At 65.9% G+C, this 16,057-nt stretch carries 12 protein-coding genes; 6 read left to right on the forward strand and 6 right to left on the reverse strand.

Annotated features, from left to right (window positions below):
• Positions 1-29 precede the first annotated feature (29 nt).
• The 4 genes from glyS to B552_RS0100510 are packed head-to-tail and all read left to right on the forward strand — an operon-like array spanning position 30 to position 4,432.
• Positions 30-2,153: a glycine--tRNA ligase subunit beta gene (gene glyS, locus B552_RS0100495; RefSeq protein ID WP_019447024.1), complete on the forward strand. Its 2,124-nt coding sequence runs from the start codon at positions 30-32 to the stop codon at positions 2,151-2,153.
• Positions 2,154-2,187: 34 nt separating this feature from the next.
• A complete protein-coding gene (gmhB, locus tag B552_RS0100500; protein WP_019447025.1) occupies positions 2,188-2,769 on the forward strand; it encodes a D-glycero-beta-D-manno-heptose 1,7-bisphosphate 7-phosphatase in 582 nt (193 codons plus the stop codon).
• 29 nt (positions 2,770-2,798) lie between these two features.
• Positions 2,799-3,560, forward strand: coding sequence for a lysophospholipid acyltransferase family protein (locus B552_RS0100505; protein ID WP_019447026.1), 762 nt, complete (start codon positions 2,799-2,801; stop codon positions 3,558-3,560).
• A complete protein-coding gene (locus B552_RS0100510) occupies positions 3,557-4,432 on the forward strand; it encodes a SprT family zinc-dependent metalloprotease (protein ID WP_019447027.1) in 876 nt (291 codons plus the stop codon). The genes B552_RS0100505 and B552_RS0100510 overlap by 4 nt, the downstream gene beginning before the upstream one ends.
• Positions 4,433-4,498: 66 nt before the next feature.
• On the opposite strand, the gene B552_RS0100515 is transcribed toward B552_RS0100510, so the two are convergent.
• Positions 4,499-7,240 (reverse strand): autotransporter outer membrane beta-barrel domain-containing protein, encoded by a 2,742-nt coding sequence (locus B552_RS0100515; protein WP_019447028.1) that lies wholly within the window; start codon positions 7,238-7,240, stop codon positions 4,499-4,501.
• A 261-nt stretch (positions 7,241-7,501) separates the two neighbouring features.
• Between B552_RS0100515 and gloA the strand changes: the two genes are divergently transcribed.
• Entirely contained in the window at positions 7,502-7,909 is a 408-nt protein-coding gene (gene gloA / locus B552_RS0100520; RefSeq protein ID WP_026035152.1) for a lactoylglutathione lyase, read from the forward strand.
• Between the two features lie 6 nt (positions 7,910-7,915).
• Positions 7,916-8,821 (forward strand): DMT family transporter, encoded by a 906-nt coding sequence (locus B552_RS0100525; protein WP_019447030.1) that lies wholly within the window; start codon positions 7,916-7,918, stop codon positions 8,819-8,821.
• Positions 8,822-8,888: 67 nt separating this feature from the next.
• Here the strand turns inward: B552_RS0100525 and trpS are convergent, their stop codons facing one another.
• From trpS to B552_RS0100550, 5 genes are read right to left on the reverse strand one after another with little or no spacing between them, the layout of a single operon-like run.
• A complete protein-coding gene (gene trpS, locus B552_RS0100530; RefSeq protein WP_019447031.1) occupies positions 8,889-9,917 on the reverse strand; it encodes a tryptophan--tRNA ligase in 1,029 nt (342 codons plus the stop codon).
• Positions 9,918-9,958: 41 nt separating this feature from the next.
• A complete protein-coding gene (rsmA, locus tag B552_RS0100535; protein ID WP_019447032.1) occupies positions 9,959-10,798 on the reverse strand; it encodes a 16S rRNA (adenine(1518)-N(6)/adenine(1519)-N(6))-dimethyltransferase RsmA in 840 nt (279 codons plus the stop codon).
• A gap of 3 nt (positions 10,799-10,801) precedes the next feature.
• On the reverse strand, positions 10,802-11,905 hold the full coding sequence (pdxA, locus tag B552_RS0100540) for a 4-hydroxythreonine-4-phosphate dehydrogenase PdxA (protein WP_019447033.1): 1,104 nt from the start codon (positions 11,903-11,905) through the stop codon (positions 10,802-10,804).
• A gap of 15 nt (positions 11,906-11,920) precedes the next feature.
• Positions 11,921-13,405 (reverse strand): peptidylprolyl isomerase, encoded by a 1,485-nt coding sequence (locus B552_RS0100545; protein WP_026035153.1) that lies wholly within the window; start codon positions 13,403-13,405, stop codon positions 11,921-11,923.
• 9 nt (positions 13,406-13,414) lie between these two features.
• Positions 13,415-15,892 (reverse strand): LPS-assembly protein LptD, encoded by a 2,478-nt coding sequence (locus B552_RS0100550; protein WP_026035154.1) that lies wholly within the window; start codon positions 15,890-15,892, stop codon positions 13,415-13,417.
• Positions 15,893-16,057 lie beyond the last annotated feature (165 nt).

The following is a 16,057-nucleotide window of genomic DNA, read 5'->3' on the forward strand; positions in this document are numbered from 1 at the left end:
CGCGCGCCCATACCTGTTGGATACGATTCATGTCGCAACCCATGACCGATTCGCTGCTGATCGAACTGTTCACTGAAGAACTGCCGCCCAAGGCGCTGGCACGCCTGGGCGACGCCTTCGCACAGGGCCTGTTCGACGGCCTTGGCGCACGCGATCTGCTCGAAGCCGGCGCCACCGTGACGCCATTTGCCACGCCGCGCCGCCTGGCCGCGCTGGTTTCCGGCGTGCGCCGGACCGCTCCGGACCGCGAACAGCGCGAAAAGGTGCTGCCGCTGACCGTGGCGCTTGACGCAAACGGCGCCCCGACCGCCCCGCTGGCGAAGAAGCTGGCGGCGCTTGCCAAGTCGGTGGGCGTTGCCGAGATCGACTGGCAGACGCTCGAGCGTGCCTCTGACGGCAAGGCCGATGCATTCTTCTACCGATACACCGCCCGTGGCGCTGCACTGGCGGACGGCCTGCAGGCGTCGCTCGACGACACACTGACGAAGCTGCCGATTCCGAAGCTGATGAGCTACCAGCGCCCGGACGGCTCCACCGTGCACTTCGTGCGTCCGGCGCACAGCCTGATCGCGCTGTATGGCGCCGAGATCGTACCGGTGTCTGTGCTCGGTCTGCAGGCCAGCAATCTCACGCAGGGCCACCGCTTCCTCTCGCAAGGCACGATCGAGATTCCGCACGCGGCCGAGTACGCAGGCCTGCTGGAATCGCGCGGCCATGTGGTGGCGGGCTATGCCGATCGCCGCGAGCGCATTCGCGCCGCGCTGCTCAAGGAAGCCGGCGCCGACAAGGTCGTCATGCCGGACTCGCTGCTGGACGAGGTGAACTCGCTGGTCGAATGGCCCGTGATCTATCCGTGCCACTTCGAGGAAGCATTCCTGGCCGTGCCGCAGGAATGCCTGATCCTGACGATGCAGACCAACCAGAAGTATTTCGCGCTGACGGACGCCGCAGGCCACCTGCGCAACCGCTTCCTGATCGCCTCGAACCTGGCCACGGACACGCCGCAATCGATCATCTCGGGCAACGAGCGCGTGGTGCGCCCGCGCCTGGCCGACGCCAAGTTCTTCTTCGACCAGGACCGCAAGAAGACGCTGGCCTCACGCGTGCCGCAGCTTGGCAACGTGGTCTATCACAACAAGATCGGCACCCAGCTTGACCGCGTGCAGCGCCTGCAGCAGATCGCCGGCCATATCGCCGACGCGATGAACGCCACCGGTGCCATGGTGGACAAGGCCGCCGCGATGCGCGGCGCCGAACTTGCCAAGGCCGACCTGCTGACCGACATGGTTGGCGAGTTCCCCGAACTGCAGGGTACGATGGGCACGTATTACGCGCGCCATGACGATGAGGCCGCAGACGTTGCGCTGGCCTGCTCCGAGCACTACCGCCCGCGCTTTGCCGGCGACGCACTGCCCGAAGGCAACGTGAGCACCGCCGTGGCGCTGGCCGACAAGCTCGAGACGCTGGTGGGCATCTGGGGCATCGGCCTGCAGCCGACCGGCGAGAAGGACCCGTTCGCGCTGCGCCGCCACGCGCTGGGCATCCTGCGCATGCTGATCGAAAAACCGCTGGCGCTGTCGCTGGATGCGCTGCTGGCCCTGACCGAGCAGGCCTTTGCCGGCATCGCCGCCGTCAAGCCGTCGCGCGAGGCGATCACGGACTTCCTCTATGACCGCGTGCGCGGCTATCTGAAGGAGAAGGGCTACACCACCAACGAAGTGGAAGCCGTGGTCAGCCTGCGGCCGCAGTCGCTGCACGACATCCTGGCCCGCATGGAAGCCGTGCGCACGTTTGCCGCGCTGCCGGAGGCCGAGGCCCTGGCAGCCGCCAACAAGCGCATCACGAACATCCTGAAGAAGACCGACGAGGCCATCGGCAGCGTCGACGTGTCGCTGTTCCAGGAAGCCGCCGAAGGCGCGCTGTTCGAGGCAATCGAACGCGTGCGCCCCGGCGTGGAAGCCGCGTTCGCGGGTGGCGACTTCACGGCCGCGCTGCGCGACCTGGCCCAGCTTCGCGATGCCGTGGACCGCTTCTTCAACGACGTGATGGTCATGGCCGAGGACGCGAAGCTGCGCGCCAACCGCCTGGCGCTGCTGGCCACGCTGCACGGCCTGGCCAATCGCGTGGCTGATATTTCGAAGCTGGCGTCCTAAGCTGTCATCACGTGCATCACCGGAGCGCGCCCCCATGCCACAGTCCCCGCCGAAATTCGTCATCCTCGATCGCGACGGGGTGGTCAACCTCGACAGCGACCAGTTCATCAAGACGCCTGACGAGTGGGTGCCGATCGAAGGTAGCCTCGAAGCGATCGCCACGCTGAACCAGGCCGGCTATCGCGTGGTCATCGCCAGCAACCAGTCGGGTATCGGCCGGGGGCTGTTCGAGATGAGCGCGCTCAACGCGATGCACGAGAAGATGTACAAGATGCTGGCCAATCTCGGTGGCCGCGTCGAAGCCGTATTCTTCTGCCCGCATACGGCTGCCGACAGCTGCGACTGCCGCAAGCCCAAGTCAGGCCTGTTCGAACAGATCGGCGAACGGTTTGGCATCGAGCTGCGCACCGTGCCCACGGTGGGCGATTCACTGCGTGACCTGGAAGCCGGTGTGGCCGTAGGCTGCATTCCTCACCTCGTTCGCACGGGCAAGGGCATGAGGACGCTTGAAAAAGGCGGCCTGCCCGACGGCACGCGCGTGCATGATGACCTGGCCGCGTTCGCACGCTGGCTGATCGGCGAGGGCGCGCACAAGCAGCAAGCGCCCGCGCCCTGAACTTCGCCCCCGATTTCCGTCCCCGATCGATGACTTTCATCCGTTCCCTGCTGTTCGCGCTGTTCCTCCTGGTGCTCACGCCCCCTTACGCGTGCGCGTGCTTTATCGTCTTCCCGTTCCTGAACGCGGCGAACCGCTTCCGCTTCGTGCGCGGCTGGACGCTGCTCGTGATCTGGGCCGCGCGCCTGATCTGCGGCATGCACTATCGCATCCAGGGCATGGAGCAGGCTCAGGGCATGCTCGACAAGCCCGTAGTGCTGCTTTCCAAGCACCAGTCCGCATGGGAAACCGTGGCCTACGTGGCCCTGATGCCCAAGCCGCTGTGCTTCGTGTTCAAGCGCGAACTGCTTTTCGTGCCATTCTTCGGCTGGGCGCTGGGCATGCTCAAGATGGTGCATATCAACCGCAAGGATGGACCGCGCGCGTTCGCATCGGCCGCCCGCCAGGGCCGCGACCGGCTGTCCGAAGGCGCATGGATCATCATGTTCCCCGAGGGCACGCGCACCCGGTCCGGCCTGGAGAAGCCGCGCTACAAGAGCGGTGGCGCGCGCCTGGCTGTCGAAACCGGCGCATGGGTCATCCCGATGGCAGTCAATTCGGGACGTCTCTGGCCACGTAACTCGTTCCTGAAGTATCCGGGCATGATCACGATCTCGATCGGCCCGCCGATCCCGTCTGCCAACAAGACCGCCGACGTGCTGAACCAGGAAGTGGAAGCGTGGGTCGAAGCCGAAATGCGGCGCATCGATCCGGAAAGCTATCGCCACGCAGGAAACCAGGCCACCGCATGAAGCTGCTGCGCCCTGCTCCCGAGACCCCCGGCGCGCAGCTAGAGCTGCCGCTGGCAGAAGCCCTGCCGCCGGCCGCCGCGGAGCAGCAGGACCTGTTGCCAACGGCCGGGTTGCGTGCGCCGGAGGCCGCGCCCTGGCCGCCGGCGCCGCCCAATGGCCGCATGCTGCAGGTAGGCGAACGCACGCTGCACTATGCGCTCAAGCGGTCGTCCCGGCGCACCATCGGCTTCACCGTCGACGACCGCGGCCTGTCGATCACCGCACCGCGCTGGGTCACGCTTGCCGATGTCGAGGCCGCCATCCACGAGAAGCAGCGCTGGATCTTCAACAAGCTTGGCGAGTGGCGCCATCGCGAAGCGCGCCGTATTCTGCCCACCGTGCAATGGCGCGACGGCGCATCGCTGCCGTTCCTGGGCCAGCCGATCACGCTGCAACTGGAATCGCCGGTTGGCGTGTTGCTGTTCAATGCGGAAACCCGCGTGCTGCACCTGGCCATGCCGGCGCATGCCGACGAGCAGCAGATCAAGGATCGCGTACAGGGCTGGCTGCAGACCCAGGCGCGGCGGCTGCTGCCCGAGCGCCTCGAGATCTATGCCAGGAAGCTGGGCGTGCGCCATACCGGCTTCGCGCTGACCTCGGCGGCCACGCGCTGGGGCAGTTGCACGGCCGACGGCAAGATCCGCCTGAACTGGCGCCTCATGCATTTCCCGCTGTCGATGATCGACTACGTGGCTGCCCACGAACTGGCCCACCTCAAGGAAATGAACCACGGCCCGCGCTTCTGGGAAACCGTGGAATCGATCTTCCCCGAATTCCGCGACGCACGCGCCCAGCTTCGCGCGCATCCGCCGGAGCTGTTGCCGACGTTCTGACGCCCACCGCACTCGCGGCACTCGCGGCGCTCGCGGCGTCCGCTTCGGTCATCGCTGTCATCTCGATCACCACGCATAGCGTGCGCCGAGGCGCATGCCGTACTGCCGGTAGCCCTGGCTGCCCCACTGCGCGCCGATGTTGCCCCAGCTCGCCCAGCCGCGCGACAGCTTCGCGCTCAGGCCAAGCTTGAGTTCGTAGCGATTGCGCGGAAACAGCCCGCCCAGTACCGTTTCGTTGAACCCGACCGAGGCCGTCATCTGGTCGTGCCACCAGTTCAGCGTCGCGTACGGTTGCAGCCGGCCGCCATCTTCGCTATCGAGCGTGCGGAAGATCCGCGCACCGAGCCGCGTCACCACGCCGTCGTGCCCTCCGCTGCTGACCTCGGTGCCGTTCGGCTCCGTCAAGCTGACGCCTCGGTGGCGCACCCACACAGCCTGCGCCTGCGGTTCAACGCGCCATGCAAGCGCGCCCATCGGTAACGCCCAACCGGCTTCCAGCGATGTGTTCCACGCCTGCGAGTTGTAGCTGACCTGCGGCAACTGATCTCCACGCACGCTGCTGTTGAACCACGCGTACTGGAACCACGTATCGACATAGGGACCGAGGTCGGACACGGCCTGCCCGAACCACGTGGCATACAGGCCGATGCCGTAGCCGTTGACATGCCCGTTCGCGCGCGCGCCGTTGCCGGCAGCAAGGCCATCCGTTTCCACGGCGCCATAGCCCGCCATGGCGCCAACGTGAAGCCTGTCTGCATTGCCGAACAGCGGACCCCGTGCGATATCGCCACCACCGTGCAGGACAACCGTATTGGCGCGTGCGCTGTAGTCGTTGCCACGGCTGCCGCTCTCGGCTGTCTTGCCGACCAGCCTCATCCATCCGGCCGGGGCAGACGAGAACGGCAGTTCGCCCATTCGATCTTGCAGGCTATGCAGGAACAGGCTGGCCGCCGCCTGTTCGTTGGCGATATATGCCGGCACCTCGGGGCGGTACATCGGCGGTGGCGGTGAAGGTGGTGGCGGCGATGGGGGATCGGGCGGAACCGGCAGGCGTTGGGAGCGCAGATACCAGTCGCCATCGGCGGGATCGTCCGTGCCGCCACGGTAGAGCCCGTACTCATACGGGCCGGCCACGGCGCGGCCGGCCAGGGCAAACGTCCCCGACGGCGCGCTGCCGCCGTTGACCGCTTCGATCACGCGAATGCCGGCGCTGGTCACATCGCCCTTGCCGCCCGCGTTGACGATGCGCACGGCGGTGGTGCCCGTCGCCGTGCCGCCATCGATCACCAGACGATCCGCCGGCGATTCATCTCCGCCCAGCGCCGCAGTCAGCACCAGTGCGCCGGCATCGCCGTGGTACTGCTTGACGGTCAGTGTGTGGAACACGCTGTTTCCAGGAGGCAGAAATGCCACCGTACTGCCGAAGTTCTCCAGGCGCGTGAGATTCGAATCGCCGGACACCAGCCATATCGCGCCATCGCGCAGCGACACGTTGGCCACGCTTGCCACGCGTGACGCGCCGCGTATCAGCGTGCCACGAGCCGTCAGGTCGAGCCGTGCGGGCACGGTTGTGTCGGATACGTCGAGCCACAGTCCGTTGCCAGCGATGGCGCCACCTGAAAGCTGCACGTTGGCCGTCCCGCCCGCCACGCGAATGGCAGCCGCCTGGCTGCTGATTAGCGTGCTGCCGGTAATCTCGGCGCTCTGGATCGTCAATGCGGTGTCGCCGATCAGGTATAGCCCGCTGCCGCCGGAGCCGGTTGCGCTGGCGGCGCCATTGCGCAACGCCAGGCTTGCACCGTTGTGTGCGTATAGCGCATGCGAGCCCGGACCGGATGTCTGCACCCGCGTGCCGTCGGCAAGCACCTGACTGCCGGCATCGACCGCCGAAAGCCCGTGCGCCTGCATGCCGCTGGTGCTCACGGCACCGCCGGTCATGGAAATGCTGCCGCCGCGTATCGCCAGCAGGCCATTGGCCTGATCGCCGCGCGTCGTGACCGTGCTGCCGCCCGCCGCATCGACCAATGTCCTTGCCGCGGTGGACAGCAGCCCGAACGAGGCAACCCCTTCGGTTAGAACGTCGACGCCACGCAGCACGACGGTGCCCGCCGTGTCGGCCGCTGCGCCTGGTGACTCCAGCCCCGTGGTGTGGACGGTAATGCGGGCACCCTGGCCGTCGAGCACCACGCTCGAATTGTTCGATGTCTGCACCACGCCTGGCGCCAGGTCACCTGTCGTTGTGATCGAACTGGCCCCAAGCAATGCGAACGACCCCGTGGCCACTGCCGCACCGGCGGCTTCCTCGCCATGGGTCGTGATGACCGAATCGTGCAACTGGATCAAGCCGCCGAAATCCGCGAATACGGCATGTGCGCGCAAGCCGGACGTGGTGATGCTGGCCTGCCCCTTGATGGTCGCGTTGCCGAACGTGTGAACGCCGTTGGAATGCGCGCCGAGCATCGTCAGGACGATTCCAGCGGCATCAAGCTGGATGCGGCCGCCATTTTCGGCGTACGCGCCGGTGGAGTTATCGCCCTCTGAGTGAAGCGTGACAGGTCCGGTCACCGTGATGGACCCGCCGTTCGTTGCATGCAGCACCGATGCATAGCCTGCAGAGCCAGTGTCGAACGTGCCGCCGCTGATGGTGGCGTCGCAGCCATTGGCCGTGTAGGAGGTTGCCGTCGGCGAAGGGGGTGTGCAATCCGAAGCATGCGCGGCCGGACTGGATGCGCCGCCCAGCAGCATCCACATGCCGGTGACCATTTCCAGTGTTGCCTTGCGGGTTCTGCTGCGGAAGCATCGCGTCATACAGTTTCCCCACTGTCAGAGAAAGCCTGTCGCGCGTCCTTCGGCGCTGCCGCGCCGTGAGTTACCGGCGTAGGCGTTCGTGCAGCAATCGAAGTTGATCAGGAGAAATCTAGCAGTTGCCGGCGAGCAGCGATGTGGGTATCGATCTGAAATCTTTTTGCAGTGCGTTAACCGTTGCCGCGCACCGCCACCGGGCACGGTTTTCCGGGGAGGACTAAAATGACGGACTCTGCAGTCACAACTATCGGAAGAAGGCCCCCCATGCGACTCCTCCACACCATGCTGCGCGTTGGCGACTACCAGCGCTCGATCGATTTCTACACGCGCGTGCTCGGCATGACGCTGCTGCGCGAGCGCGACAATCCCGAGTACAAGTACCGCCTGGCCTTTGTCGGCTACGGCCCGGAGACCGAGAACGCGGTCATCGAACTGACCTACAACTACGGTGTCGACAAATACGAACTCGGCACGGCCTATGGCCATATCGCGCTGGAAGTGCCCAATGTTGCCGAAGCCTGCGACCGCATCCGCGCGGCCGGCGGCAAGGTCACGCGCGAAGCCGGCCCCGTGAAGGGCGGCACCACCGTGATTGCGTTCGTTGAAGATCCCGACGGCTACAAGATCGAACTGATCGAGCGTCACTCGACGCGCGACGACGCCCGCCCGTAACGCGCGATGAGCGCGCAAGCAACAGCGCGGCGTCCGCTGGATAGCACCGCCATCGGGCTGATGGTGGTGCTGTGTGCCGCGTGGGGACTCCAGCAGGTGGTCATCAAGGTCACCGCGCCGTTGATGGGCGCGGTGCTGCAGGCTGGCGTGCGATCCGCCGTAGCGGCATTGCTCGTGTTCGGCTTTGCGGCCTGGCGCGGCACGCCGCTCTGGGAGCGCGACGGCACGCTGCGCGCAGGCCTGGTGGCAGGGCTTCTGTTCGGCGTCGAGTTCTTCTGCATCTTTGTCGGGCTTGGCCACACCACCGCGTCGCGCATGGCCGTGTTTCTCTATACGGCCCCGATCTTCACCGCACTCGGTCTGCATCTTTTCGTGCCGGGCGAGCATCTGCACCGGGGCCAGTGGCTTGGCGTCCTGCTCGCGTTCTGTGGCATCGCGCTGGCTTTCGCCGATGGCATCGTCTCGCCGGCAACGCAAGGCAGCACCCTGATTGGCGATACGTTGGGCATCGTGGCTGGCGCACTGTGGGCGGCAACTACGGTCGTCGTGCGCGGCAGCAAGCTGTCGGGCGCTCCGGCCAGCAAGACGCTGCTCTATCAACTGGGGGTTTCGGCCGTGCTGCTGCTGGGGATGGCGCTGGCGGCAGGCCAGACCCAGCGGGTGGAGATCACCGGCTTCGTCGTGGCAAGCCTGTTCTACCAGTCCGTGCTGATCGCGTTTGCAAGCTACCTGATCTGGTTCTGGCTGTTGCGCCAGTACCTTGCGTCACGGCTGTCGGTATTCTCGTTTCTCACACCGCTGTTCGGCGTGGCGTTCGGCGTGCTGCTGATGCACGACCACGTCGGCGTGCGATTCGCCGTGGCGGCAGTACTGGTGCTGACGGGGATTGTGCTGGTGAACCGGAAGGCGTGAGATCTACCAGTCGGTTTGCTCCCCTCTCCCGCCATGCTAGAGAGGGGAGCGAAAGCCCGTCAGACAATCACTTGGGGAACGAGAACATTCCCAGTGCGTCGCGCACTTCGTCCAGCGTCTGCTGGGTGATCTCACGCGCTTCGGCGGTGCCCTTCTTCAGGATTTCGAACACGTAGCCCGGGTCCTGGGCAAGCTGCTCGCGGCGCTCGCGGATCGGGCGCAGCATTTCCTGCAGGATGCCTTCCACGCGGCGCTTCAGCACCATGTCGCCCAGGCCACCGCGCTGGTAGTGCTCCTTCAGCGCTTCCACTTCGGCAGCATTCGGATCGAACGCGTCGAGGTACGTGAACACGACGTTGCCTTCCACTTGCCCCGGATCGGACACCTTGAGGTGATTCGGGTCCGTGTACATCTTGTGCACGGCCTCGCGAATCTGGTCCGGCGATGCGCCGAGCGGAATCGCGTTGCCCTGCGACTTGCTCATCTTCGCCTTGCCATCCACGCCCGGCAGACGTCCGTGCTTCGGAATCAGCGCGGCGGCTTCCGGCAGCACGTCGCGGCCAACCTGGTGGTTGATACGGCGCACGATCTCGTTGGTCTGCTCGATCAGCGGCGCCTGGTCTTCGCCAACCGGCACCAGCACGGCCTTGAAGCCGGTGATGTCGGCGGCCTGCGATGCCGGATAGCACAGGAAGCCGGCAGGGATGTCGCGGCCAAAGCCGCGCGCCTGGATCTCTTCCTTGATTGTCGGGTTGCGCTCGAGGCGCGATACCGTGACGAAGTTCAGGTACATCAGCGTGAGTTCTGCCAGCGCCGGCAGGTGCGACTGCACCGAAATCGTGGTCTTGGCCGGGTCGATACCCACGGCCATGTAGTCGAGCGCGACTTCCAGAACGTTGCGGCGCACCTTGTCGGGGTCGTGCGCGTTGTCGGTCATCGCCTGCGTATCGGCCAGCAGCACGTACTGCTTGTGCGTTTCCTGCAGCGCGACACGGCTCTTCAGCGAGCCAACATAGTGGCCGAGGTGAAGCGGGCCGGTGGGACGGTCGCCGGTCAGGATGACGGGACGCTTATCGGGGTTGGTCTGGTCAGTCATGGGCGTCGCAAAAGCTTCGAGGTATTCAGTAAAAAAAGGGATCAGGCCACGCGCGCGGGCGGCACGGCACTGCCGCCGACGATACGCGCCAGCTCGACATACTCGGCAACGGGCACTTCCTCGGCGCGGCGGCCAAGGTCGAATCCGAGCGCGTCGAAATCGACCTGGTCACGCAGGAACGACAGCGTGTTGCGCAGCACCTTGCGGCGCTGCGAGAACGCGGCGGTCACCACGTCGCCCAGCACGCCCGCATCGCATGCGGCATACGGCGAACGCAGCGTGCCATCCTCGCCGCGCGGCCACGGAATCATGCGCACCACGGCGGAATCGACCTTTGGCGGCGGATTGAACGAGGCGGGCGGCACGTCGAGTACGTGTTCCATGTGATAGCGGACCTGCAGCATGATCGACAGGCGGCCATAGGCCTTGCTGCCGGGCTCGGCCACCATGCGCTCGACCACTTCCTTCTGGAGCATGAAATGCTGGTCGCGCACATGGTCCGCGAAATCCACCAGGTGGAACAGCAGCGGGCTGGAAATGTTGTACGGCAGGTTGCCAACGATGCGCAGCGCGCGGCCCGGCTCCTGCAGCTTGCCGAAATCGAACGCCAGCGCGTCGCCGGCGTGCACCACGAGGCGGTCGCCATAGCGGCGGCGCAGGCGCTCCACAAGATCGCGGTCGAGTTCCACGACCTGCATGCCCGGCAGACGCTCGAGCAGCGGATCGGTCAGCGCGCCGAGCCCCGGGCCGATCTCGACGACGATGTCGTTCGGCTGCGGGTCGATTGCGCTGACGATGCCGTGAATGATGCCGTCATCGACAAGAAAGTTCTGTCCGAACCGTTTGCGGGCCACATGGCCCTGGTGCACGTTTGAACGCATAAGTCAGTGCCGGCCGTTGGCAATGCCGTTGTCGTTGCGCCCATTCTTGTGGCGCCCCGTGGCATGCTCGGCCATGGTAATGGCACACCGGATGGCTTCGATCATGCTGCCGTGCTCGGCGCGGCCGGTAGCGGCCAGGTCGAGCGCGGTGCCATGGTCCACCGATGTGCGGATAAAAGGCAGGCCCAGCGTGATATTCACGCCGTGGCCGAAGGTGCCGTACTTGAGCGGCGCAAGGCCCTGGTCATGGTACATCGCCAGCACGCAATCGGCGTCGCGCAGATGGCGCGGCTGGAACAGCGTGTCGGCCGGGTACGGACCGTGCACGTCGATATCGGCGTCGCGTGCCGCATCCAGCGCGGGGCCGATGATGTCGATTTCCTCGCGCCCCATGTGGCCGGATTCCCCGGCGTGCGGGTTCAGGCCGGTCACCAGGATGCGCGGCCGCGCGATGCCGAAGTTCCTGCGCAGGTCGGCATCGACGATCCGGAGCGTTTCCACGAGCATCGGGATGTTCAGCGCATCGGGCACCGCGCGCAGCGGCAGGTGCGTGGTGGCCAGCGCTACGCGCAGCATGGCATTGTCGTGGGCCGGCTGCGGCCCGGCCAGCATCATCACCACGCGCGGAACGCGAGCGCATTCGGCCAGGTACTCGGTATGCCCCGTGAATGGCACGCCGGCATCGTTGATCGTGCTTTTCTGCACGGGCGCGGTAACCATCGCCGCATAGCGGCCCGCTCGCAGCCCGTCGATTGCCGCATCCAGCAGCGCCAGCACGTAGTGGCCGTTGCGCGCATCAAGCCGGCCCGGCTCGCTGGCCACGCCAAGCGGGATGTCTTCCACCACCACGTCGCCATCGGCAATCCGCCGTGCCCATGCATGGGCCACGCCAAGCGCGGCAGCGCGCTGGTCCAGCAGGCGCGCATCGCCAATCACGTGGAAACGGAACCGGCCGCCGTGCCCGCCGTTGCCGCCTTTGCCAATATCGCCGCCGTTGCTGCCATGATTGGCCGCAAGCTGCAGCAGGGCCCCGATCGTGATGTCGGGCCCGATGCCGGCAGGTTCACCTGTCGTGATGGCGAGGTCGAGTGGCGCGGGGGCAGGCATGGTAGGGTCAGCGCATCAGCGCTGGCGGTTGATCCGGTATTCGACGTACGCCGCACTGCGCAACTGGCGCACCCAGTCATCATAGGCGGCGCGCAGCTTCTGCTCGCGCACTTCGGCACGTGCAAAGTCGCGCTGTTTCTCGGGTGACACTTCCGTCTCGCGGCGATTCTCGACCTGGATCAGGTGCACGCCGAACTGCGTGACCACCGGGTCGGAAATCTCGCCGGGGCGCAGGCGGTTCATCGCCTGTTCGAACTCGGGCACCAGTTCGCCCGGCGAGACCCAGCCGAGTTCACCGCCTTGCGACGCAGAGCCGTCCTGCGAGTAGCGGCGCGCGGCATCGGCAAAATCAACCCCGTGCGTGATACGGTCGCGAATCGTCGCCATCTGGCGCTTGGCTTCCGCCTCGGGCATGTTGGGGCCGGTACGGATCAGGATGTGGCGCACCTGTGTCTGGGCGATCCGGTTGCTCGCCGCCGGTTGCGCGGCAGCCGCCGTACGCTTGGACACGAGCTTGAGCACATGGAAGCCGTTGGCCGATTCCAGGACCTCGGGCACAACGGCGCCCGCCTGCAGGTCGACCACGGCATTGGCAAACACCGCCGGCAGCCGGCCGATCTCACGGAAGCCGAGCGAGCCGCCCTGCGAGGCTTCCGGCGCATCGGAGTTGGCCTTGGCCAGTTCGCCAAAGTCCGCCCCACCCTGCACCTGCTTCAACAGCCCTTCTGCCTTGGCCTTGAGTTGCGTCTTCTGTGCGTCGGACGCATCTTCCGGCACGCGCACGAGGATCTGGGCCACGTTGTACTCGGTCGGCCCCGTGGCAGCGGCCTGGCCGTTACGGGCCGCCAGATAGTTGTCGATCTCGCCGTCGTAGACCTGCACCTTCGAATCAACCTCGCGCTCGCGCAGGCGAATCACCTGGACCTGCTTGCGCAGTTCGTCCCGGTACTTGGTCCACGTCATGCCGCTGGCTTCCACGCGGCTGCGCAGTTCCGTTGCCGACATCTTGTTCTGCTGGGCCACCGATTCGATCGCGCGGTCAACCTCCTGATCGGTCACCTTGATCCCGGCTTCCTGCGCCGCCTGCGTCTGCACGCGGTCCATGACCAGGCGATCCAGCACCTCGCCAAGCAGGTCCGCCCGCGCAGGAATCGGCCGATTGGCGGCGCGCATCTGGGCCTCGATCTCGTCGGCGCGGTCAAGCAGTTCCCGGCGCGTGATCACGCTGTTGTTGACGATCGCCACGACCTCGTCCACAAGTTGCGAGCGCGGCTGGGATGACGGCTGCGGCACGCCCAGCTGCGGCTGGCTTGGCGCCACCGTGCTTCCCTGGCTGGCAGACTTGCTGCCCTGCTGCATGAAAATGCCCTGCGTGGGGGTGCCACCGGGCGCGCGCAATTGCGCGGCGGCCGGCGCGGCCAGCGTCACGAGCACGGCAGACAGCAGGGCCTGCTGCCAGGGATTCAGGCGGGACAACAGGGAAAAGGCTTGACGTTTCATCTTGGTCCGTCATTCATAGTGATCGTACGGTGTCGTCGGCACCGGACGTGCGGTTACGGGCTCGTAACCAGGAACATTGAGGCGCAGCATGTCCAACGGGTTGGAACCGAACTTCGACAGCCCGCGGAACTCCACCTGGAAGAAAATCCGGCCGGTGTAGCCATTCGAGGTGTTGCGGAAGCGCTGGTACACGAAGCGGCCCACCCAGCAATCGGCGGCGTACTCGAAGCCTGCCAGGGCATCCACGAGCTGGTTGGCCGACTTGTCGAACGCCACCCGGCCGATACCGTAGGTGCGCTGCGTCAGCGGCCACTGGCTCGAGACCTCCAGCTGGTCGATCGCGGTATTGTCCGTCACCGAGGTCGGCCGGCGATACCGGTAGCCGAAATTGATGAGCTTGCGCGATTCCGGGCGGTACGCGAACGACACATTCGCGTAGTTGACCTTGTCCTCGTCCGGATTCCACTGGATCCCGGAATCGAGATAGTAGCCGCGGAAGAGCTGGATCGTCGCGGCGGCCAGCAAGTCCGAGTAGCTCGGCTTGGCATCCGTCAGCGTACCGTTGATCTGCACGCGCTGCCCAGTGAAATCGACGCGCTGCGCAATCGTGCCACGGAACCGCTCGACGCCGGTTTCCGATTCGATCAGGCGCGTGGTCAGGCCCAGCGTCAGCTTGTTGTTGTCGGCGATGCGGTCATTACCGGTGAACGGGTTCTCGGTAAAGATCTGGCCGTAGCCAAAGTCCGACTGCACCGTATCGAACAGCGGGAACTGGCTCTGGTCGTAAAACGGCGTATAGACGTAGAACAGGCGCGGCTCGAGCGTCTGGGTGTACTTCACGCCGAACATCTTGCTGACCGAGGGCGCATCGCGCTCGAACGTCATGCCCGAATCGAAGCTCACCGTCGGAATGGCGCGGCTCAGTGTGTTCGACGCACCAACCGTATTGGTGCCGGCATCCATGTTGTACTGCGCAGCGTTGAAGATGACCTTCGGCGTCACGTACCAGCCCGGGCGGACGATCGGGTAACTGATCGTCGGCTGGATGAATGCGCGGTCGCCTTCGGGCTGCTGCAAACCGGTCGTGGTCAGCGGAATGCGGAAACGCGTGTAGTCGGCTTCCATGGCGATGTCGAAGCCGTGGAAGTCATAGTGCGTGTACCTCGCATTCAGCTGTGGCTCGCGCTGGTACGACGGCTCGCTGGGCGCCAGGGTCTGGAATTTCTGCACGCGTGCCGTGACGATCCAGTCCTGCCACGCATAGACCACGCCGGCTTCCTGCGTGTACTGGCGCAGGGTCGACTGCGATACCGAACGTGTCAGGTCGTCGGGATACTTGTCGTCCGAGACCTTGCTGGCATTCACGTAGGCCGTCAGGCCCGGGATGATCTGCTGCGAGTGCTGAACCGAGTAGGCCCAGCGGTCGCGGCCCGCCTTCTTGTCGTCGGGCAGGAACTCGCCACGGATGCGGCCGCTGTAGCCGTTGCCGATGTAGCGGAAATCTTCACCAAGCTGTACGCCGCGCGACGACAGGATACGCGGATAAAGCGTCAGGTCGCGGTTCGGCGCCAGGTTGAAGTAATAGGGGACCGTCAGGTCGAAACCCGAATTCGAACCGTAGCCAAACAGCGGCGGCAGCACACCACTGCGGCGCTCGCTGGTGAGCGGGAACGAGAATGAGGGAGCCGCCGCAACCGGCACGCCGAAAAAGTGCAGTACGCCGCCATGGGCCGTGCCGACTTCGCGGTCGCTATCTATGTCGAGCTTGCTCGAACTGAAATACCAGTCGGCGTTGTCCGGCGAGCACGTCGTGTACGTCGCCTTCTTCATCGTGCTGCGGTCCGGATCCAGGAAATCGATGCGCTCGGCACTGCCCGCGCCACCAGTCTGCTGGAAGTAATAATCCGGCGACAGCATGTAGCCTTCGTTGGCCTCCACGCGCATGCGCGCCTCCGGGCCAACCGCCAGCGTGCCGCTCTTGGACAGCCGCACGTTGCCGACGGCATGTGCCTCGTCGGTATCCTGGTCGTAGGTCAGTTTGTCGCCCTTGACCACGCCGCCGTCGCGGCGCAGTTCGGCATGCCCGTCGAGCTCGACGCCTTTTTCGCTGTAACCCGTGACCCGGTCGCCCGACACGTAGGCCGGAGCGTTCGGGTTGGATGGCGTGGAGGAAGGCGCCATGTTGATCGTGTTGCCGCTCGGCGCCGTGCGCATGGGCGGCTCGGTCAGGCGCGGCACAAGATCGCCCGGTTCAGCCGGCGGCGGCGGCGCCTCGGGCGTCTGCGTGACGGCGGCCGGCTCGGCGACGTCGATCGTCGGAATCGCGGACGTCGCGCCATACTGCGCATGCGCGCTCACCGTCAGGCCGGCCATGGCCAGCACCAGCGGCCGGATAGCGCTGGCGGGCAGGCGGACGCGCCGGGCCGCGCCCGGGGGCGCTGGCGGTCGGGTGGCCGGATGGTGCGGTGATCGTCGTTGTTCGGTCATGCAAACGGTTGTCGGTCAACTCGGCGGCGGGCGTCCGCAGGCGACCGGAAAAGGGTCCCTGCTTCGACGCCAGCCCATAGCCGGAGCGGGCTGCGGGGCGACAAAGGCCCCTCCCGGGGGCCACCCGGCGCCCGGGTCTGGTCGGGTATTATACGGGGCATCGTA

The organism is Cupriavidus sp. BIS7, assembly GCF_000292345.1.
Classification (GTDB): domain Bacteria; phylum Pseudomonadota; class Gammaproteobacteria; order Burkholderiales; family Burkholderiaceae; genus Cupriavidus.